Genomic DNA, 21,732 nt, shown 5'->3' with positions numbered 1-21,732 from the left:
TTGGGATTAGAAAGAAACATTTAAGCCGAACGTGAAGGTGCGGGGTACCGGAACCGTGTTGACATCCGTCCGCTCAGGATCTGGCCCCAGGAAGGTTTTGCTTTTAAACCAGACCACGTTCTCCGCCATGGCATATAGCCGCAGGCTCGATAAGCCCAGTTTACCAATCATGTCCCGCTGGAACGTATAGCCCAACTGAATATTCCGAATCTTGAAGTAGGACGTATTGACGTTGAAATAATCCGACGAACGTGTTTCGTTATTGCCATCGGCCAGGGTAAGCGCCGGGATGCGCGACGACGTATTCTGGGGTGTCCAGGCATTGAATACGCCCGGCCCAATGTTGTCGCGGCCACGGATGAAATTGTTGTAGAACGTGTACGGATCAAAGCCCGTCCGGCTGGCCACGCCCGAACCGAAGAGGGAGAAGTCGAAATTTTTGTATCCCAGTTCAACGCGGGCACCGTATTCGAGACCGGGCAGCGTCGTTCCGAAAAACTCCTGATCCAGCGCGTCGATTTTGCCATCGCTATTCAGATCCCGGTAGCGAATACGGCCCGGAGCCGCACCCACCTGCGTGGCGTGATTTTTTACGTCTTCCTGATTCTGGAAAAGGCCATCGGTCCGGTATCCGAACAAATCAAACTGCGAGTGGCCCAGGATCGTCGTTACGGCATTCCCCGCAAACGCCGACCGAACTTCTTCGGGAAGTACTGTTATTTTATCCCGGAAGCGGGCGAAGTTGGCCGATACGTTCCAGGTGAAAGCCCCTTTAGGTTTGCCAAAATAGGTCAGGAGCAGTTCAAAACCTTTGTTGGTTTTAGTCGCGCCATTCACGAATTTCAACTGCCCTTCGCCCACGGCTGAGGCAACTGGTGGTTTGATCAGAATATCTTTGGTTTCGCGGGTGAAATAGTCGAACGAGCCCACCAGACTGCCGTTCAGGAATCCAAAATCGACACCTACGTTCAATTCGTCGGTCGTTTCCCATTTGAGGGCTGCGTTTTCGCCCTGTGTCTGTACGAAACCAGATGGCAACGTACCGCTGTTTGTGCCGTTCAGGTCGTAGGCCGTCCCTACATTCCAGTACTGATCAAAAAAGCCGTCATGACCATTGGGCACTTGTGATGCCAGTGTACCGTAGCGAGGCTCAAATAGGCCAAAGCGGGCCAAATCCCCGATGTCCTGGTTACCAATGCGGCCAACACCCGCCCGCAGTTTGAGGTTAGAAATAGCCTTCACGTTGCTCATAAACGCTTCTTTGTCGATGCGCCAGCCGACCGATGCTGCCGGGAAGAAACCGTATCGATTATCCTGGCCAAACCGCGACGAGCCATCCCGACGTAGCGTCAAGGCCGCCAGATAGCGGTCGCCAAAGCCGTAGTCAATCCGGGCAAACTGCGACAAAAGACGGCTACCGGTTGAACTGCCATTGCTGCTGGCATTGCCCGAAGCTGCACTGAGCACAAAGAAATCTTCGGTCTGCACCGCGAAATTTTCCCTGTATGATGTTACGTCATTCAGATTGTCTTTGATCGATTCGACACCGGCCAGTACGTTGAACCGGTGCGCACCCAAGTCAAAATTGTAGCGTAACGTATTGGTCCAGGTCAGGCTCAGAAACTTGTTGGTGTTCAGCGTCAGGCTGTTCAATGAGCGGGAAATAAATCCGTTCTGGAACGACTGTTCAATGTTTTTGTTGGCATAACCCGCATTGTCCATCCCCAGCGATGATCGGAAAATTAGCCCCCGGATCGGCTCGATCTCGGTGAAGACGTTGCCGAATACGAAGTTCCGGTTGATCTTATCCCAGCGGTTAATGTACTGCATGAACACCGGGTTGTTCCGGTCCGAATAACCCGATCCAATGGGACCGGCATAATCACCTGTGCTGGTGTAGACCGGAATCGTTGGCGCTAACGTGATGGCCAGGCCGGGCGTTGGAGCGCCCCCAAGATCATTGGTTACCGGCGTTTCTTTGGAGGTCGTCATTTGCAGATTAACGCCGAATTTCAGCCGCCCGTCGAACATACTGGTTGCCCCGTTAACGCGTCCCGTAAGCCGTTGATAGCCCGTAAATTTTACCATGCCCGAGTTGTTGAGGTAGCTCAGGTTGACCAGCAACGACGAGGTTTTGGTACCACCCGAAATCGTCAGATCATTGTTCGTAACATAACCTGTCTGGTAAAGCTCTTTCTGCCAGTCCGTGTTACCAGCCGGTACGTTCTGATTGCCCCCAACGTAGGGCTGTACCGTTACGTTATTGAGCACTGGATTACTGAAATTCCTGTTCCAGTCGAACGCGTAGATTTCGCCATAAGCCGACGCCGGATCGGCTCCATCGTTCACCGATGCCTGCCAGAGTGCCCGCCCCCGATCAACCGAATTCAGCATCTTGAAGCGTTCCGGTTTTTCCGACTGCGCCGAAATGCTGGTGTTAAACTGCACATGCAATTTGCCGTCGGTGTTGACCCCGTTTTTGGTCGTTACAATGATGACGCCGTTCGACGCCCGAGACCCATAAATAGACGCCGAAGACGCATCTTTCAGTACCTGAATTGACTGAATGGCCGTTGGGTTGAGGCTCTGAAACACCTGCGACCGCTTGGTGGGCATCCCGTCGATGATATACAGCGGATCATTGTTGCCTAACGTATTGGCCCCCCGAATCAGAATGCGGCTGGCCTCCCCGGAGGGCGTCCCCGACTTCTCAATGTACAGGCCTGGCACCCGGCCCTGCAAGGCCTGCATGGGATTTCCCGAACTGGTATTTTTGGTCGTTGCTACGTCCACAATGGCCACCGCGCCGGTCAGATCCTGTTTGCGGGCCGTGGTATACCCCAATACCACAACTTCAGCGAGTTGACCACCTTCGGCCAGCAGCACCGTGATTGTATTTGCGTTGGTAATAGCCACTTCCTGCGTAGCGTACCCAATAAAAGATACCGTAACCGCCGTGGCATTTTGCGGCACCCCAATCGAAAATTTTCCACTAACATCCGCAACGGTGCCCGTTGTCGTTCCAGGGACGATAATGCTGGCTCCGGGCAGAGCCTCCTTTGTTTTGGCATCGAAAACGGTCCCCGTAATCGTGCGTTGCTGGGCCAGTGCCAACGTAGCCGTTAGCAGGATGGCCAGCGTGAACAGGTAATTTTTCATGTTCATAGATGTAAAGGTTTAAAGCGTTGTACTATGGAAAGAGGAGCGTGATATGCATTGCTAAATCAGGTTGTTAGTAAGGCACTATTCATGATTGTTTCTTCGGAAAAAAGCGGTGTCGCGCCCCGTTGTGTCGCTACGTAGGCACCGGTGGCGCAGGCAAATTCCAGGGTCTTTTCGGGCGATTCTCCTTGTAGGGTTTTGTAGAGAAATGCGGCCAGAAAGGCATCCCCACTGCCGATGGTGTCTTCTACCTCGACGGGAAAACCAACCTGGCTGTATAAGCCGGTTTCATCCAGCAGCACGGCTCCTTTTTCGCCCAGCGTCACACAAAGCGTTTCCAGCTTATAGCGTCTACGCAGTTGATTCATGGCCTGGTGCAGGTCCGTTTCTTCGCCATACCAGGATGATAACTCAACCAGTTCATGTTCATTGATTTTCGCAATGTCGGCGTAGTACAGGAGGGTCTCTACGGTTGTTCGTTCGTAATGGGGCGCGCGAAGATTCACATCGAATACTTTGCGGGGAGCAGCCTCCAGTAGCGATAGCAGCGTTTCGTGAGACTGGTTACTTCGGGCAACCAGACTGCCATAGACAAATAAATCGCTTTGCCGTACGGTGTCGAGCAGGCCTGGTGCCAGTTGGATATAATCCCAGGCAACCGGCTGGACGATCTTGTAGGTCACCTCATTGCTGTCCGAAATATTGGCTTTTGCTACGCCCGTCAGATGCGATTGGCCAACCTGAATCAGGTCTAGCGGGATACCTTTCTGTGCCAGGAAATCCAGTAGTTCGCGGCCCAGGTCGTCGCTACCTACCCGGCTGATAAGCTGGGAGTTAAGGCCGAAGTTACGCAGGTCAGCGGCTACGTTCATGGGCGCACCACCGGGTTGTTTACTGGTTGGTAATACGTCCCAGAGGATTTCGCCGAAGCAGGTGATCGTTTGGTTCATGATCGGGAATGAATTAATGAATGACGAGTGTTTTTTCGACTTGCTCCAGACTGGTTCCCTTCGTTTCGGGCATCATGCGCCACACAAACAGAAGTTGCAGCACCATCATCAGGGCGAAGAAGGAGAACGTAGCACCACCCCCGAAATAGTCGGCAATGACGGGGAAGGAGAAGGCAATAATGGCGGCCATGAACCAGTGCGTGAAACTGCCAAGTGCCTGTCCGCTGGCCCGGACTTCGGACGGAAAAATCTCGGAGATGAATACCCAGATAACCGCGCCCTGCGAAAATCCGAAGAAGGCAATGTAGACGAACAGGAAGATGGGGACACCCGTAAAATCCTGAATAAAGAACGCGCGGGCCACGAGGCCAAGCGTCACAATTACACCGACGGACCCAATGAACATCAGCGTGCGACGCCCGAAACGGTCAATGATGTTGATGGCTAGCAACGTGAAAATGAAGTTGACAAGACCAATCCCCGCCGACGACAGAAAGGCCGATTTCGGGCCGAGGCCAGTCATTTCGAAAATGCGTGGGCTGTAGTAAATAATCGCGTTGATACCCGAAACCTGATTGAAAATAGCGAACAGGACAGCCAGTTTAACTGGTGTTTTGTACTTCGCTGAAAATAGCTGGCCTTTGGGCTGGTCGTTGGTCGCCAGAATGGCGTTAAGCGTTTCCTGACTGGTTTCTTTATCGATCAGGTCCAGAATGGCTTTAGCTTCATCGACTTTGCCTTTCTTCAGAATAAGCCAGCGTGGACTTTCGGGAACGGCCAGAATGGCTAGCAGAAAGATGAGGGAAGGTATGGCCTGCACACCCAGCATCCAGCGCCAGGCGTTGGGCCCCATATCCTGCATGAAGTAATTGGAAAAATAAGCGATCAGAATCCCAAATACGACATTGAACTGGAACAGCCCGACCAGACGGCCCCGCGACTTGGCCGGTGAGATTTCGGAGATGTACATGGGTGCCGCGACGGATGAAGTACCTACTCCCAGTCCGCCCAGAAACCGAAAGAAAATAAACACGTACCAGTCGGTCGCTAAGGCCGAACCCAGCGACGATACTAAATAGATAATGGCAATCCAGAAAAGCGTCGTTTTGCGTCCCAGTTTATCGGAAGGTATGCCGCCGAGCATGGCGCCAATGACGGTACCGATAAGCGCGATGGAAACGGTGAATCCATGCTCTATAGAGGAGAGTCCCCATAAAGTCTGAATGGCTTTCTCCGCGCCTGAGATGACTGCCGTGTCGAACCCGAAAAGGAACCCGCCCAAGGCTACGACAATCGACCAGATTAGTACTTTGTTATTCATAGCAGTTCTGAATTTTCGATCAAAACTACTACTTGGGACTACCCTGAATAACTAAATAATATCTCAAAAAAGTTAAACTTTGATACAGGCCTTTTTTAAGGATTAATCAGCTGATAATTAGTCTTTTATTGAGAAATTATGAACTCCTCAACAAACGGCTCTTTCACTTTTGATACAGGGATTTTCAAAATTGATACATCTGCATAAAAGCATTTTTCCAGAATGGTACAATCAATTGACTGTGTATCACTAAATGGGCATTGTTTTAGGAATTCTTATATTCCAGCGGGGTTTGGTTATATTTTCCTTTAAAAGAGGTCGAAAAATAGGTTGGTGACGAGAAGCCTACTTTATAAGCAATGTCAGCCACCGTCAGATCATCCTGTTTCAGTAGAAACCGGGCTTTGTTCAAGCGCACTTCCTGAATGTATTCGTTTACGCTGTAGCCAAGTAGCGCTTTCACTTTGCGGTATAACTGCACCCGCGACATACCCAAATCCCGACCAATTTCCTCTACATTCAGCTCTGAATCATTGTATTTTTCCTCGATATGGGCCTTAAACTCGGCAATGAATTTCTTATCCAGTTTGTTAGGAGCGTTGCCTGCCAATAGCTCAGTAGGAAGCTCGCTGGTGTAATGTTCACGTAGCAATGTCCTGTTTTTCAGCAACGTTTTTATGGTCGCTTCAACATACTTCAGATTGAAGGGCTTCGTGATGTAAGCATCCACTCCCATTTGAATGCCTTCAATTTGCTGTTCGTTGGTGTTTCTGGCAGTAAGTAAAATGATGGGAATATGCGACGTCCTGAAGTCGGATTTCAGAATTGACGCTACGCTCAGGCCGTCTTTCCGGGGTAGCATAATGTCGCAAACGATCAGATCCGGAATTTGATCAAAGGCTATTCGTAATCCTTCTTCGCCGTCTAATGCCTTGTATACTTGATACGTAGTCTGGAGTTTTTGCTCCAGTAAACTATTCAGATCTTCGTTGTCTTCAATTACCAATACCGATTTTTCGTGTTGTTTGCCCGAGGACGGGATCGATGTTTTTATTTCGTTATCATCCAATACTATTCGATTCTGCACGGCTGGCAGGTCTTCAGCAGGTTCAGTTTGGCGTTCGCTAGTGTCCAGATGCGCGTTCCCCAAGGGCAGTTCAATCGTGAAGCAGGTTTCCTTACCCTGTTCACTACGTACCGATAATGTACCCTGATGCAGCGTGATCAATTCTTTGGAGAGCGCCAGACCCAGTCCGGTACCAGAGGCTTTGTAGGTGCTCTTTCCCTGGTAAAAAACCTCAAAGACATGGGCTATTTCAGCGGGGGTCATGCCGATGCCATTGTCTTCGACACGTATCTGCACGTGGGTAGATGAAGATATTCTAACGTAAAGATATATACGTCCTTTGTCTGGTGTGAATTTAAAGGCGTTCGACAGCAGGTTGAATATCACTTTATCGAGCATGGCGGGATCGAACCAAACCATAATCTGCGGCTCGGAAGCGATCAGTCGGAAGTCAATTTTATGCTTTGAGGCCGTTTTTTCGAACGCGGCCATGATGTCTTTTACAAACTCAATCATGTTCTGTTCACTGGCCAGAACCGGCATTTTGTGGCTGTCGATTTTGCGGAAATCCAGTAACTGATTCACGAGCCGAAGGAGACGTAACGTGTTCTTCCGGATCAACATCATCTCCTGTTTCAGCAGCGAATCCCGAACTTTGTCGTTCTCTAAAATATCTTCGACCGGGGCCAGAATAAGCGTTAAGGGCGTGCGAAACTCGTGCGAAATGTTGGTAAAGAACTTCAACTTGGCCTCATTCTCGATCTCAGCCTGTTCGGCCAGTTGCTCGATCTGGTTTTTCTGATCGGAGATCTCTTCATTCTGTGCCTCCAGCCGACGGTTAATTTTCCGGTTTTCACGTAGCGAATAGAAGGATAATAGCCCAAAAATTAGCGCCAGGGCCAACGTAATCGAGACGGCGTAAATGATGGTAGCTTGATTTTCGGAAATCGCCTGTTGTTCCACAATCTTCTTTTGCCGTCGCTCAATATCTTTTTGCTGGGCAATCACTTTCTCGTTTTGCAGCTTCATAATCCGCACATTCGACGAATCGATGAGCGTAATCTGAAGCTGATTTTCCCGTTTGAATGGCTGCTTTTGCAAAATGGCCATCGCTGTTTGAATAGCCTCTTCTCCACCGGTCGGATACAAAACGGTTGCCGTCAGAATGCCCCGTTCGACCAGATCGATTCCCTCGTTTGCGCCCGATAGTCCATCGACGCCAATGATTTTCAGCGTTTTTTCGCGTCCGAGTTTTTTGCAAATGGTATACGCTTTCAGAGCAGTGCGGTCATTTTGCGCAAAAATTAGTTGAATGCCTGGGCGATTTTTTAGCAAGCCAGTGAGCTGACTTTCAAAGGATTGTTTATCCCAATTGCCAGTAAGCTTACTGACAAGATGAATACCCGGATGGCGATTTAGCGCGCCAATGAAACCGCGATGCCGGTCGATGTCCGCCGAAGACCCTGGGCGCTCGCTGATTTCCACTACGTTACCTTGTCCATTCAGGAGGTTATTGGCGTAGGTTCCGGCGGTATAACCAACGTCATAATTGCTGGCGCCGACGTAAGACGTATACTGCTCGGAATTGGTACGTCGATCCAGAATAATCACCGGAATTCCCTGCTGGTATGCTTTTTCGAGGATGGGCGTAATGGGCTTCGCTTCATTGGGCGTAACAATTAGTACGTCAACATGCTGGTCGATCAGTTGCTGTATCTGTTCAATTTGACGGGCCGTATTTCCGTTGGCGTCTTTCATGATGAAAGCGACTTTCGGGTCAAAGGATAATTCCCGGTACATGTTCTCCTGCATGGTTCTACGCCAGGAATCGGCCCCTGTACACTGCGAAAAACCAATCCGATACGTTCTGTTCTCAGAAGTTGAATTACAGCTAACTAACAATGATAGCATGCCAGCCATAAGGACGTAACGCGTGTCCTTATGGCTGGGAAATTGCTTTTTTACCAAAAAAAGAACCGGTCTAGCTAACCAGTTAAGTAGCGCATTCATAATAAAGAGGCAAACTTTCGGTACTGTCCAAAGATAATCTATAATAAATTGGATACAAGGTCAAGAAATAAGTATCTAAACAGGATTCTGGAAAGCCGTTGGCTAAAAGAGAACGTAATGGATTCTACAAAAATACGCTACTTCGTTGACGATAACAGAAAGTCAATCAAGAACGGGTGTCAATTGAACCAGACAATTTGCGGGTTCAATCACTGGTTTTTTCACTTTATGTACGTAGTGATTTTACCTATAACCAGCTAAAGCGACTTTTGCTACCGATATAAATAACCAGAAACCACCATGAAAATCCTCTATTCTCTTTTCCTGTCGATGGCTGTCGCAGCCACGACGACCTTCGGCCAAATCGCTAACGACAATAAATTCGACGTACAAATTGACGGTAAGGATTACGCTACACAACCGCGTCGAATCAGAATAGGTAAATTCTGGTGGATTACGGCCAACTCCATAAAGCCCGATAAATCAGTACGTATCTGGCTGGGGAGCTATGACAATAAAGATAGTATTGAGTCTGGTACGTATCTGATCGTGGATGCGGATAATCCTGATACCAAAGATAACTGGAAGCGAATTCAGGAGTTGGGTACGTATAAAGGGCTGGCCGTGGTTAAGTACGTTGAAGAAACGAAAGAGCCCCGCATAGAATATCATGTCGGGAAATCGCAGAATAACAACGAAACGATTACGGTTAAAATGGGAACCGATGGGTTTCTGGAAGCAACGTTCAATAGTACGTTAGCCGGAACCTTCTGGAAAGAGAAAGCAACGGCTACCGTGTTTGGTGGGATGGGCCGACTGATCAACAAGATGGAAGACAAGGCCATCACCAAATCGACGGGCTATGATTCGGCTATTGATCCCGAAGGAAATGGGTACAAAAAACAGAGCCAGACCGACAAAATCGTTTTGTCGAATGGTATAGTCAAATTGAAAATGAATTGATCTGGGATCTGGCGCGAGTAAACACACGCGCCAGATCCAGACCGCTTGTTTTTTCCTACACCATAACCGGTCGCTTATACGCCATCTGTTTTAACAAAAACATAACCCCATGTTTGGCAATTTGCCCTCTGTATGACTTATACATGGCCGTAAAATGGGGATACGTACGCAGACGGGCTTCGGCCAGGGGAGAAATTCCCAGGAGTGAAACGACATCGCCATCGTTAACTTTTGCCCAATCTTCCTGATGCAGATGCGGCTCTTCTACCGCATAAGGAACTCGCTTATCATCAGCTTCAGCTGATAAATAATGGCCGTAGGCCGCAATCAGGAACGTAATGCGGTGAATATCCCCTTTCTTTTCTAACAGATCAAGCAAGATAGGTAAGACAAACGTCGGGAGTTTCGAAGCACCGTCGCAGCAAAGCAGCGCTAACTGATCGCTGACCGTCGTGTTCATAACGCGGTCAATCAGTTGTGATTTATAGTCGTCCAGATCGACGTCCAGCGGAGCCAGGGTTGTAATATCCTGGTTCATAAAGGCACGTACATATGTATGGAATAAGTCGTCGTTAACTGCTTCGGAGACCGTGCGGTAACCAGCCAGAAATGCCGGATAAGCCAGCATCGTATAGGAGGCAATTAAAGCAGGTACGTCTACTTCAACAGAATCGTTTGAAGAGACATTTGAATTGTTAGTCAACATGATGAGTGTTATGTGTTAGTGGATGTCGCTATTAATTTTCTATTCGGCTGTACTGAGAAGTTGCGAAATTGAATCGGCATGGTACTGCCATTTGTCGTCGCGGTGGCGTAATGACTGAGCAATGCCAATGATGTTAGCGCCCCATTTGCCTTGCTCCTCAATGCTTGCCTGGTCGTAGGTAGTCTGGCGCGTTGGCTCCCAATAGAAAAGCTCCGTTTTATCATCGTAGATGCCAATGGGTGTGCATCCTTCTTTGGCAGCTACCTGTAGCAAAATGGCATCGGCTTCGGCATGTGTGGCACAGTAAATATTGTAGTACTGCTTCCTGAGCAGATATATGACTGAAAAACGGTTCATAGTGATGATGATTAAATGAACACAAGCGGTCGTCATGGACGAATAATAGTCGTAAACATCCGCTGTGTAAGTAACTGAATCGGTCTGATTCAGCCGGGGCAGTGTCATCTGCCACAATATACGTAAGGCTTGTCGTTGCGGTTTTGAAAACTACGTGTAGTTACATGTAAATTTTCAAAGCGCTCTGTTTTAGTACCTAAACAACAACTTCGCCTACTGCTTAATTAGTTGAGCGGTCCCGCTCTCAGATTTAATTTAAAATAAGAAAAAATAGCGGACAATTCTATCCGATTCAATGGCCAATTCAGCGATTCCCAAAAGCTTTTAAGGTTCGAGTTAACGCTTCCGTTACTACTACGGTTCTGTTAAAAAGCTATCTATACCTAATGAGGAAAAAGTACAAATACTCATCCATGCTACCTTAACGCTATCTGAATAGTTTAGAGTGTATACTAGTTTCATAATCAGCGTAAGTTATTTGTAATCAATTTAAAAGAAGCAAGGTTTGTGCCTGCACTTCTCAATTCAATAACTAACTGATGTACTAAAATAGTTTTGCAATATGAGTATAGTGCAATAAGTGCCTGTCATTTTTCAGTGAAAACGAAAATTGTACAAGCGATTCTTGGTGAAGTAATATAACTGAAACAGAAAAAATGAGGGACTGGTCCAGTTGACAATGGTTTACATAAGTCGGCTTATTCTATATTCTTCCCGTAGCTGAGCAAAGTCCTGTTCAGATATAATTTCGTTCGCTAGTAGCCACTGAAGTCGATTTATAAAATCTCCTTCTGATACGTAGCTGTCTATTTTCGTGTATTTATTTCTCATATGGCTTTTAGAAGCCGAAATGACATCATCTATAAAAACCAAGACACTTTGCTCGTCCGGGATATTTCGATAGAAAAACAAGTTCTGTGAACCTCCAGTTAATATTATATCGTCTTGGTGTTCAGTTAAATAGTTGGCAAGAGCTATACCGAGCCATAGTATATAATTCATTATCAAATATTTAATTTCTAATAATGAATTATGCTGAATTAAATTAGCTATAGTTAATATAAGAGGAATAGCAATACTGATATACAAGAAGACTTTGCCTGCTAAGATATTGTCAGATTGATAGTGCAGGTTAGACCCAATCTGATCAAGCTTAATCTCAAATTTTGTGAATTGGCTTATAGTTTTCTGTTCTACAAGAAGCCTGTCGGAGTACAACCCAAATTTTCTGTAGCTGAAGCGTCGTTTCTGAATAAATTCTGTTGGCATTCTTGCTTTTCTGTTGATTGACCTGATTCTGTTTTTTGGGGGAAAGATACCTAACTTTTCCTGTTCTCATTCCACTACATAGTCGGGACGTCCATGCTCCGAAAGGTTCTGATTTAGTGGGAATCTACCTATCTCAAGCTTTGTGAAATTAGCTTTCATGATCTTTTTTAATCCTGTGTAGCGTTAGTACCCCGCCGAATATTTAATGAAATGAGGCCGGTTATGTATGTTTTTGGACAGAACCGAATGGATTTCTATACGGTTAGTTGGGGATATAACCAGTCGGGGCTGTTGCCAAAAGCAACGCGGAATCTACTGGTAATACCTGTATTGAAAAGCTGGAATCATTAAAAAATACCTATGGAATACAGACAATTAGGCGCATCGGGACTACAGGTGCCCGTTTTGAGTTTAGGTACCGCTACGTTCGGTGGGGGCAACAAATTTTTTAAAGCCTGGGGAAGCACCCAGGTCGATGAAGCCACCCAAATGGTTAATCTCTGTCTGGAGGCTGGTGTCAATTTGTTCGATACTGCAGACGTTTATTCCGACGGTCTTTCGGAGGAAATATTGGGCAAAGCCATTACGGGTTTGCGTGATAGAGTGCTCATATCAACTAAAGCTACGTTTACGTTCGGCGAAGGCCCCAATAATCAGGGATCATCCCGGTTTCGTTTATTGAAACAGTGCGAGAGTAGTCTCAAACGCCTGAAAACGGACTACATCGACATCTACCATATGCATGGCTTCGATGGGGTTACACCCGTAGAAGAAACGCTACGTACGCTGGACGATCTGGTACAGAGCGGCAAAGTGCGCTACATTGCCTGCTCTAATTTCTCGGGTTGGCATCTGATGAAGTCACTGGCTGTGTCGGAGAAATACGGTTGGAATCGCTACGTAGCTCATCAGGTGTATTACTCCCTGGTGAATCGTGAATATGAATGGGAACTGATGCCGCTTGGCATCGACCAAAAAGTAGGAAGTCTTATCTGGAGCCCGCTGGGGGGTGGGCGTTTGGGTGGTAAATATGGACGCAACAAACCTGCGCCAACTGAAGGTCGGGTCGTAGAGGGCGGTAGCCCCGTTCCGCAATCGGTTATACCCGAAGCGATTTTCTATACCATCACCGACGCTTTGGATGAGGTAGCTGCCGAAACCGGAAAGTCTGTGGCTCAGGTATCAATCAACTGGTTATTGCAACGGCCAACGGTTTCGAGCATCATTATTGGCGCCCGGAACGAAGAGCAGCTCAAGCAAAACCTAGACGCTGTCGGCTGGAACTTAACCGTCGATCAGATCAAAAAACTGGATGCTGCCAGCGATGTGCCGACGATCTATCCTTATTGGCACCAACGCCAGAACCTGACCTTGAACCCACTACCGAAGTTTTACTAACGCGTTTTCATTCTCGCCGGGTTAAAACCCGGCGCAAAAACATAGAACGGATGTGCTGCGTCGGGTTTTAATCCGACGAGAATGAAAATTAGTCCCCTTATACAATGATACAATTTACCCGTTTAGACCACATTCTGATTTCTATTCCCGAAGGAAAAATCGCCGAAGCTCGGGCGTTTTATACGGACGTACTGGGCCTTACAGAAATTCTGGGAGATCATCCCAAAGGGGCTATGTGGTTCCAGATTGCCGATATTCAACTGCATGTTCGCGAAGAGGATGGCGGAAGCTATTCAAGTCGGCATCCCGCTTTTGAGGTTGCTAATCTGGACGTAGCAAAACAGGATTTAGAACGTAGCGGAATCGCCATTTCCTATTCCTCCGAGATCGACGGGCGGCAACGTTTTTTCTTTCGAGATCCCTTCGATAATCGGTTTGAGTTGCTGCAATTTGTTGACTAACAACCTGGCCAATTTCAGGTCATCAACCAGAATCGTAGGCTGGTAAAGACAATACTATCTTAGTTTACGAAAGCTGAAGGTTTAGTATAGCTGTGCGTTCTTTTACTTAACTTTATGGCTGAGAACTAGTAGTCAACCTGGGCAAATAAATCATTGGATACAGATTTAGTAACGACCAGCGAATTGTTTGAGCTGCTGACAAAGGCCACCCGGGATGCGGTCTGGCATTGGGATCTGGAAGCCGACACCGTTTGGTGGAACGAAGGGTTTAATACGTTATTCGGCTATGAGACACAGGTGAGCGAAAGCGGACCAGCATTATGGTATAATCATGTCCATCCCGATGATAAAGATCGGGTCTTAGGCAGTATTCATGAGGCCATTGAACAGGGAGCTACGAACTGGTCGGCAGAATATCAGTTTTGCCGGGCTAATGGAACCTACGCTACGGTCTACGATCGGGGATACATTCTCCATCGGGACAGAAAGCCGATACGTATGGTGGGTGCCATGCAGGACATCACCGAGCGTATTGTCTTACAACGGGCGCGGGATGAAAGTGAAGAACGACTACGTTTTGCCCTGCAATCGGCCCAATTAGGCACTTGGGAGTATGATCCCCTAGCTGGCACGGTTAATTGGGATGACCGCGCCAAAGAAATTTTTGGTATACCCAGGGCCAACGCAATGGCCTATGAACACAGCCTGGCCTATATTCATCCAGATGACAGCCGCAAAGTAGAAGAGGCTGTAAAATGGGCACTGAATCCAGCGTCTGGCGGGCATTATGACCTGAAATATCGTACCCGAGCAGGGGATAATGGTCAATCTCGCTGGGTACGTTCTATCGGCCAGACGCACTTCTCGGAAACAGGTCAGGCGTATCGTTTTTCGGGAGTTGCTCAGGATATTACCGAGGAAATGCTGGCCAAAGAGAAAGCCGAACTTTCTGAGCAACAGGCCAGAATAGCTGTAGAAGGAGCAGGGTCGGGCTCCTTTTCGGTCAATATGGACACAAATGAAATCATTTACTCGGCTTCCTATGCCCGCATCGTAACGGGAGAAATAACCACGGGCCTTAGCCGGGACGTATTTATTGAGCATATCCATCCCGATGATCGTTTGATTCGGGAGCGGGCCTACGAAATGGCCAGCGATACAAATACAGTTAGTTACGAAGCTCGTTTTATCTGGAAGGATAAGTCTGTACACTGGGTCAAAGTACTGGGTCAGTATTTATCCAATTCGGCTGGTAAGTCAGTCACTTTTTCAGGTATTGTAACGGACATCACTCGCCAGAGAGAAAGTGCAAAAGCGTTGAAAGAAGCGGAAGAACGTTTTACCATTGCTTTCAACAATACGTCGATGGGTATGGCCTTCACCGACAAACGGGCCAATTTTACGCTGGTCAATGAGGCTTATACAAAGCTCCTGGGCTATTCTATTGACGAGTTACAACACTTAAACAGCTTCGAACTAACTCACGCCGAAGACCGCGAAGGTAACCGCAAGTTATTCGAAGAAGTTGTGCGGGGTGATCGGCCTTTCTTTAATCTGGTTAAGCGATATATCCATAAAGATGGTTCTATCCGGTGGGTACAACTGAACGTTACGCGGGTGGCCGATGCACAGGATGAAACCCATAGCATGATCATCATTGCAGATGATATTAGTGCAGAGGTAGCTACCCGGCAGGCACTTCGGGACAGTGAAGCACTGTTCCGAAGTATTACCACCGCATCGACTGCCGCTTTGTGGACTACGGACGAAAGCCTGGCCATTACCTACGTAAGTCCAAAATGGGTTGACTGGACGGGTGTTCCCCTGGAGAAGCACCTGGGAAATGGGTGGTTGAATTATGTCGTCATCGAAGATCGTCAACGGGCAGCTGAACATTTTCTGGCCGACTTCAGGGCGTTCCGATACCATGAAAGTCAGTTCCGTGTGCTTAACGCGACTGATGGTAGAATGCGTTGGGTGGTTTGCACAGGTACCCCGCAGTATGCAACAGATGGGCGCTTCACGGGCTACATTGGCGCTATTCTGGACATAAGTGAGCGCATTGAGGCCAATGCAAAGCTCCGGGCCAGCGATGAACGGTTTCGGAATATGATCACGCAGGCTCCAGTAGCCATTGGTATTCTGAATAGCCGGAATCTGGTTGTCGAGACAGCGAACACGTCCATGCTGGAAATATGGGGTAAGGATATGTCCATTATCGGCTTGCCTCTGATCGAAGCCTTGCCCGAACTTGACGGACAGGGTTTTATCGAATTATTGGAAAATGTCTATGATTCAGGTATTTCTCACTATGGATATGAGATGCATGCCCAGTTGCACCGGAAGGGAAAACTGGAAGATGCTTACTTTAATTTTGTCTACGCACCCGTACGGGATGAAGTAGAAATGACGAATGGTGTGCTGGTTGTTGCTACTGAAGTTACCAGTCAGGTAAAAGCCAAAAGAGCCCTTCAGGAAAGCGAACAGCGTTTCCGGAATTTGATTGAAGAGGCACCGGTAGCAACGAGTTTGTTCATTGTCCCGGAGATGATTATTGAACTGCCTAACGAAGCTATGTTGAAGTTTTGGGGGAAGGACAGTGCGGTGATCGGGAAAACACTGCGTGAAGGCGTACCAGAATTGATAGGTCAGCCGTTTCTTGATATTCTTCAGCAGGTATACGCAACGGGCATTGAATATAGCGCTCAGGAAGCTCGAGCCGATTTGATGGTGGATGGGCAATTAAAAACCTTCTACTTTAATTTCACCTATAAACCGCTACGTAACGCTGCCGGAAAGGTTTACGCCATTCTCGACATGGCCATCGATGTTACCGAGCAGGTTTTGGCCCGTCGGACAATTGAAGCGAGTGAACTACGTTTCCGTTCCCTGATGGAGGCTATGTCGCCCATGACCTGGACCAATACGCCCCAGGGCGAAGTTGATTTCTACAACCAGCAATGGTACGATTACACAGGGCTGGGTTTTGAGCAAACTAAAGCCTGGGGTTGGCAAGCTGTAGTTCATCCCGACGATCTGGCTCATACGCTGGAGGTGTATAAGGCTGCCTTATCAACTGGAACTGTGTTTGTCGTGGAAAATCGCTATCGCCGGGGGGCAGATGGGATGTATCGATGGCATTTGAATCGGGCGTTGCCCATTCGTGATGAGGAAGGTGTGATTACGGTTTGGGTGGGTACAGCTACCGATATTCATGAGCAGAAGGAACTGGAAGCCGAACTGGAAGAACTGGTGCAGGCTCGTACTGAACAATTATTGGCGTCGAACCATGACCTCCGGCGTTCGAACGACAACCTGGAAAAGTTTGCTTACATCGCTAGCCATGATTTGCAGGAGCCACTTCGGAAGATACAGGCGTTCGGTGACATCCTGAAGAGTCAATATGCTGACCAGTTGGGCGAAGGCGTCGACAACCTGGAGCGGATGCAATCGGCAGCCAGCCGAATGTCACAACTTATTAGAGATCTACTAACTTTTTCGCGTATCTCAACCCGCCAGGAAACGACATCCCTGGTACATTTAAATCATGTACTTGCCGGCGTACTCGACGACCTGGAGATAGCTATCAAACAGGCCGAGGCTCGCGTGCGGGTAGGAAACCTGCCAACCGTATTGGGCGACGAATCCCAGCTACGTCAACTGTTCCAGAATTTACTGAGCAACGCGCTGAAATTTCAGAAAGCAGACGTTCGGCCGATAATTCAGATTCAGGTTGAGCAAGTTGGCCCTAATGACATACCGCTATCGATCAGACCTATCCGTCCTGTTTCGGCTTACTACTGCATCAGCGTGTCTGACAACGGGATAGGATTTGAAGAAAAGTACATAGATCGAATTTTTCAGGTTTTTCAGCGGCTACATGGCAGAACTAAATATGCGGGTACGGGAATCGGCCTGGCCATTTGTGAGAAAGTAGTGACCAATCATGGGGGGGCTATTACGGCCGTCAGCCAACTGGGTCGGGGGGCTACGTTTATTGTGTACCTGCCTGTCGTCTAAATTTTTATTTAATTTTTTTTAGTATCAAAACCTATTGATAATCAATAGGTTTTGATACTTTTTTTGTGAGTTTTAATAAGGTTTAAGGAATTTTCAATCACCCCATGCAACCTGATCCTACTGTTCTTACATCTTCCTGCCAAATGACACAAAGAATACAAACCTGGATTGCATAAACTTCAATTTTCCTAAACCCTTATTTTGCTTACAACCATGAAAACGTTCAGCCACATCCTCACTATGGCTCTGCTTGCCGCTTCAACAGCCTCCTTCGCTCAATCGACGGCTACCAGCCCAACCGATTCCAGTTCCTACACTACGTATTCGACGACAAAATCAACGAGAAGAATTGAGCATATTACATCAGATCTCCATATCTACGTTGGTGTCAATAATTTCGGTGGGTCGCTGCCTGCGGGTTACGATTTTCGTCCTATTGGTTCGCGCTACGTAGCACTATCCTGGCAGAAACGCATTCCACTCGCCGTGATGGGTTCCACAAAACTTCGGTTGGTAACGGGACCTGAAATCGCCTGGAACAACTTCATGTTCGAGCGGTCGCCCGAGGTGGGACGTAACATGTTGGTTGAGCGCAATAATCAGCTTGTTATTGAGCAGGCAGACACTGACCTGCATAAGTCAAAACTCGTTACGACTCAGCTTAACTTACCCGTGATCCTGAACGTTACGTTCCGATCGGGGTTGACGTTCGGCGTGGGAGCTTACGCCGGTATACGCCTGGACAGTTACACGAAAATAAAACCCGAAGGCGGATCGGCCGTTCGGACACATGGGTCTTACAGCCTGAATCCCGTTCGCTGGGGACTTACTACCGAGCTGGGTTTCCGGGGACAACCGAAACTCTTCGGACGTTATGAACCCAATAGTCCATTCAAAGCAGGACAGGGGCCAGACGCCAGCGTGTGGGCTGTTGGGATCAAATTCTGACCGCACGGGCGGCCCCGCAGGATTTGTATGATTTTATTGACCGACTATGATTTTATGCATTGGCTTTCAGGGAAAGCCAATGCATAAAATCATAGTCGGTCAATAAAATCACAAAAATCCCGGTTCTGGCATGCAACATTCTCTTCGCGCCTGCATCTTTATCTCGATTGCTTCAAAGGCGCAGTAAATCCAAGTAATTATCCACTCATCCCAGCGTTCAGACCGCTTGTGTAAGAACAGGTACTTTGTGATACCCACTACCTACCTTTGCCATGTACTTAGTGCAAGACACAAAGCAACCTTCTGAAAGAATAAGACAATGAAAAAGCCTTTGACTCATCACATATTGCTATTAGTGGCCTTCTATGGTCTGCTTTTGCTAAGCCTGACAAACTCGTTCGGTCAGGTTCTGACGAGAGGCACCGTAAATGGTAAAGTAGCCACAGTAGCAGGAAAGTCGCTGGAATTCAGTACCTTAATGTTACTGAAGGCGAAGGACTCCACCTTGGTAAAAGGAGCTATCAGCGACGTCGATGGAAAATATGCATTCGATAATGTTGGCGCAGGTCAGTATGTCGTAGCGGCTCAGCAAATTGGTTATCATAAAACGTATAGCGCACCGTTCGCGATTGATGAATCACATCCGGCGCTTGAATTGCCTACTTTAGCCATGACCGACGAAACGAAAAACCTAACTGAAGTAAAGGTTGTTGCTCAGAAACCCTTTATTGAGCAGCAGGTTGATCGCACGGTTATGAACGTCGAGAACAGCATCGTAGCCAGTGGCAACACCGCCCTGGAAGTACTGGAAAAAGCACCCGGTGTGACCATCGACCGCCAGAATGACCAAATTCAGTTGAAAGGAAAAGCGGGCGTTATTGTCTATATCGACGGCAAACAAACGTACCTGTCTCAGCAGGAAGTATCGAACCTGCTCAAAAATACACCCAGCGATAACATTGCTTCAATTGAGATAATCACGAATCCAGGTTCCAAATATGATGCGGCTGGTAACTCCGGGATTATCAACATCAAGATGAAGAAAAATAAGAATTTCGGCACCAATGGTACGTTCATCATCGGCACGGGGTATGGTTGGGTAAATAACTTAGCTGGTGCCCGCGACGATCTGCCAAAATTCAATACGTCGCTGAACTTGAACCACCGGGAAGGGAAAATCAATTTCTTTGGGAATTATAGTTATGTAAATCGACAGAGTTCGCAAAGTAACGAGATCAACCGGGCTATTCCCTTCAACGGTACTACCACCTACTTCGATCAGTATTCGTTCCGGCCAAATCAGTTTACGGGACATTCCTACAAAGCTGGTCTGGATTACTTTATCAATCAGAAAAGCACGATTGGTGTGTTGATCAATGGTTTCTCGAACGATTGGCGGTCGTCGGGGGTGAACAATACGTTCATCAGTGATGAAAATCATAAGCTGACCAGCAAGCCTGCTACCAAAACAGATGCCCGTAATTATTTGTCAAATCTTACGGGTAACCTCAATTACAAATATGATTTCGACGGAAAAGGCCGGGAGTGGACCATTGATGGCGACTTTGTTCACTACGGCGGTAAGAATAACAATGACTTGAGTACAGTCTATTATGGTCCTGAAATTCTGCCGGTTCGTCCGAATCAGGATGTGCGTAATAACATGCCATCGACCATTAATATTCTGGCTTTCAAAACAGATTACGTGCATCCATTAAAAAACGGCGGCAAGTTTGAAACCGGCCTGAAAAGTAGCTTTGTTAATGCCGATAACAACACCCTTTACGATACGTTGCAGCAGGAAAGCCGCCAGTGGTTATTCGATGCCAGCCGCTCGAACCAGTTCAAATACACCGAAAACATCAATGCCGCCTACATTAACTACGCTGGTAAGTTCGGTAAGTTGAAAGTTCAGACGGGGTTGCGGGCCGAGCACACGCACTCAATTGGTACGTCGGTTACGCTGAATCAAACCGTTGATCGTAACTACCTGAATCTCTTCCCGACTGTATTTCTGTCACGCCAGTTAGACACGAATAACGTACTGAATTTGTCGTTCAGTCGCCGGATTGACCGTCCGGATTACCAGAACCTGAATCCGTTTGTGTTCTATCTCGATCCATACACCTATCAAAAAGGAAACCCGTTTCTACGACCACAATACACCAACTCGGTTGAACTGACGCACGTTTTCAAAGGGACTCTGTCAACGACTCTGGGTTATAGTCGCACAACGGATTTTATTAACCAGGAAACGCCCCGGCAGATTCCCGCTGAAAACATAACCTATGTAACCGCTGAAAATCAGGGTCATTTAGATAATGTAAGCCTGAACGTAAGTTTTCCGGTAGTCGTGGCTAAATGGTGGCGGATGCAGAATAACATCAATACGTATTACCAGAATTACCAGACGTTCTATTCGGGCACGCCTTACGAAGTAAAGTTAGTGGCTTACAATCTGTACACGTCCCAGAATTTCACGCTGAACAAAACGATGTCGGCTGAACTATCCGGCTGGTACAATTCGGCCTCGCAATATGGTTTCTATCGGGCGCAGCCAATGGGTGGCTTTAGCGTAGGGGTGCAAAAGAAAGTGATGGAAGGCAAAGGGAACGTTAAACTCAATATCAACGACCCTTTCTGGCTGAACCATTTTAATGGTCGGGCTGTGGTTCAGGACATCAATTTCCACGTAGCATCGCGCTGGGAGAGTCGCAGAATCATGCTGACGTTCACGTATCGTTTCGGCAATCAGAATCTAAAAGGGGCTCGTGATCGGAATTCGGCCACATCAGCTGAGCAGAATCGGGTAAAAGCAGGGAATTAAACAGAAATAGCGAATAATGTAGCCTGTATAAGAATGAGGGTAGGGTCTCAATCTGGTTTACAAACAGGATACAGGTTACATTTTTTAGATAAGATTTTTAGTTTAGGTTAAGAAAACGCGAAAGCCATGCTCACCTTGAAGCATGGCTTTTTTGTGCCTAACCAGTAGAGATTTAGGGGAAATGATAAAAAAACAACCGCTACCCAATCAGGCAGCGGTTGTCCGGCTTCAGTATTTATCGTAGGACCAACACAGTCCATTCTGGACATACGCA

13 protein-coding genes are annotated in these 21,732 nt (G+C 47.5%); 6 read left to right on the top strand and 7 right to left on the bottom strand.

Translation table 11 applies throughout. The annotated features are described in order from the left end of the window. Positions 1 to 6: 6 nt before the first annotated feature. From BM202_RS17310 to BM202_RS17295, 4 genes are all read right to left on the bottom strand, one after another. Positions 7 to 3,159 carry a SusC/RagA family TonB-linked outer membrane protein gene (locus BM202_RS17310; protein ID WP_093828744.1) on the bottom strand — a complete coding sequence of 1,051 codons (3,153 nt, stop codon included), beginning with the start codon at positions 3,157 to 3,159 and terminating at the stop codon, positions 7 to 9. Positions 3,160 to 3,224: 65 nt separating this feature from the next. Further along, complete coding sequence (locus BM202_RS17305; protein ID WP_093828329.1) at positions 3,225 to 4,112, bottom strand: carbohydrate kinase family protein; 888 nt, start codon at positions 4,110 to 4,112, stop codon at positions 3,225 to 3,227. Between the two features lie 13 nt (positions 4,113 to 4,125). Next, entirely contained in the window at positions 4,126 to 5,433 is a 1,308-nt protein-coding gene (locus BM202_RS17300; protein WP_093828327.1) for a sugar porter family MFS transporter, read from the bottom strand. A 265-nt stretch (positions 5,434 to 5,698) separates the two neighbouring features. Next, positions 5,699 to 8,410: a substrate-binding domain-containing protein gene (locus BM202_RS17295; protein WP_262507696.1), complete on the bottom strand. Its 2,712-nt coding sequence runs from the start codon at positions 8,408 to 8,410 to the stop codon at positions 5,699 to 5,701. Positions 8,411 to 8,809: 399 nt separating this feature from the next. Between BM202_RS17295 and BM202_RS17290 the strand changes: the two genes are divergently transcribed. Beyond that, the gene (locus BM202_RS17290; RefSeq protein WP_093828325.1) at positions 8,810 to 9,472 is read left to right on the top strand and encodes a hypothetical protein; all 663 of its coding nucleotides are present in this window, start codon (positions 8,810 to 8,812) and stop codon (positions 9,470 to 9,472) included. A gap of 55 nt (positions 9,473 to 9,527) precedes the next feature. On the opposite strand, the gene BM202_RS17285 is transcribed toward BM202_RS17290, so the two are convergent. The 3 genes from BM202_RS17285 to BM202_RS17275 all read right to left on the bottom strand — a co-directional run bounded on the left by BM202_RS17285 (position 9,528) and on the right by BM202_RS17275 (position 11,804). Then, positions 9,528 to 10,178 (bottom strand): mannitol dehydrogenase family protein, encoded by a 651-nt coding sequence (locus BM202_RS17285; RefSeq protein ID WP_093828323.1) that lies wholly within the window; start codon positions 10,176 to 10,178, stop codon positions 9,528 to 9,530. Between the two features lie 39 nt (positions 10,179 to 10,217). Beyond that, positions 10,218 to 10,535, bottom strand: a complete 318-nt coding sequence (locus BM202_RS17280; protein ID WP_093828740.1) for a hypothetical protein — start codon at positions 10,533 to 10,535, stop codon at positions 10,218 to 10,220. Between the two features lie 684 nt (positions 10,536 to 11,219). Beyond that, positions 11,220 to 11,804, bottom strand: coding sequence for a hypothetical protein (locus BM202_RS17275; protein ID WP_093828321.1), 585 nt, complete (start codon positions 11,802 to 11,804; stop codon positions 11,220 to 11,222). Between the two features lie 360 nt (positions 11,805 to 12,164). Here BM202_RS17275 and BM202_RS17270 point away from each other — a divergent pair, with 360 nt between their 5' ends. The 5 genes from BM202_RS17270 to BM202_RS17250 all read left to right on the top strand — a co-directional run bounded on the left by BM202_RS17270 (position 12,165) and on the right by BM202_RS17250 (position 21,458). Next, positions 12,165 to 13,202, top strand: a complete 1,038-nt coding sequence (locus BM202_RS17270; protein ID WP_093828319.1) for an aldo/keto reductase — start codon at positions 12,165 to 12,167, stop codon at positions 13,200 to 13,202. 104 nt (positions 13,203 to 13,306) lie between these two features. After that, a complete protein-coding gene (locus tag BM202_RS17265; RefSeq protein ID WP_093828317.1) occupies positions 13,307 to 13,663 on the top strand; it encodes a VOC family protein in 357 nt (118 codons plus the stop codon). A gap of 153 nt (positions 13,664 to 13,816) precedes the next feature. Then, positions 13,817 to 17,683: a PAS domain S-box protein gene (locus BM202_RS17260; protein WP_093828315.1), complete on the top strand. Its 3,867-nt coding sequence runs from the start codon at positions 13,817 to 13,819 to the stop codon at positions 17,681 to 17,683. A 213-nt stretch (positions 17,684 to 17,896) separates the two neighbouring features. Continuing rightward, positions 17,897 to 18,631, top strand: a complete 735-nt coding sequence (locus BM202_RS17255) for an outer membrane beta-barrel protein (protein ID WP_093828313.1) — start codon at positions 17,897 to 17,899, stop codon at positions 18,629 to 18,631. Between the two features lie 319 nt (positions 18,632 to 18,950). Continuing rightward, positions 18,951 to 21,458 carry a TonB dependent receptor gene (locus tag BM202_RS17250; RefSeq protein ID WP_177236612.1) on the top strand — a complete coding sequence of 836 codons (2,508 nt, stop codon included), beginning with the start codon at positions 18,951 to 18,953 and terminating at the stop codon, positions 21,456 to 21,458. Positions 21,459 to 21,732: the final 274 nt, after the last annotated feature.

Origin of the sequence: Spirosoma endophyticum, from assembly GCF_900112365.1 — a bacterium.
Taxonomy (GTDB): domain Bacteria; phylum Bacteroidota; class Bacteroidia; order Cytophagales; family Spirosomataceae; genus Spirosoma; species Spirosoma endophyticum.
Note: the sequence above shows the minus strand (reverse complement) of the source record. Positions and strands in the feature narration are given on the sequence as shown.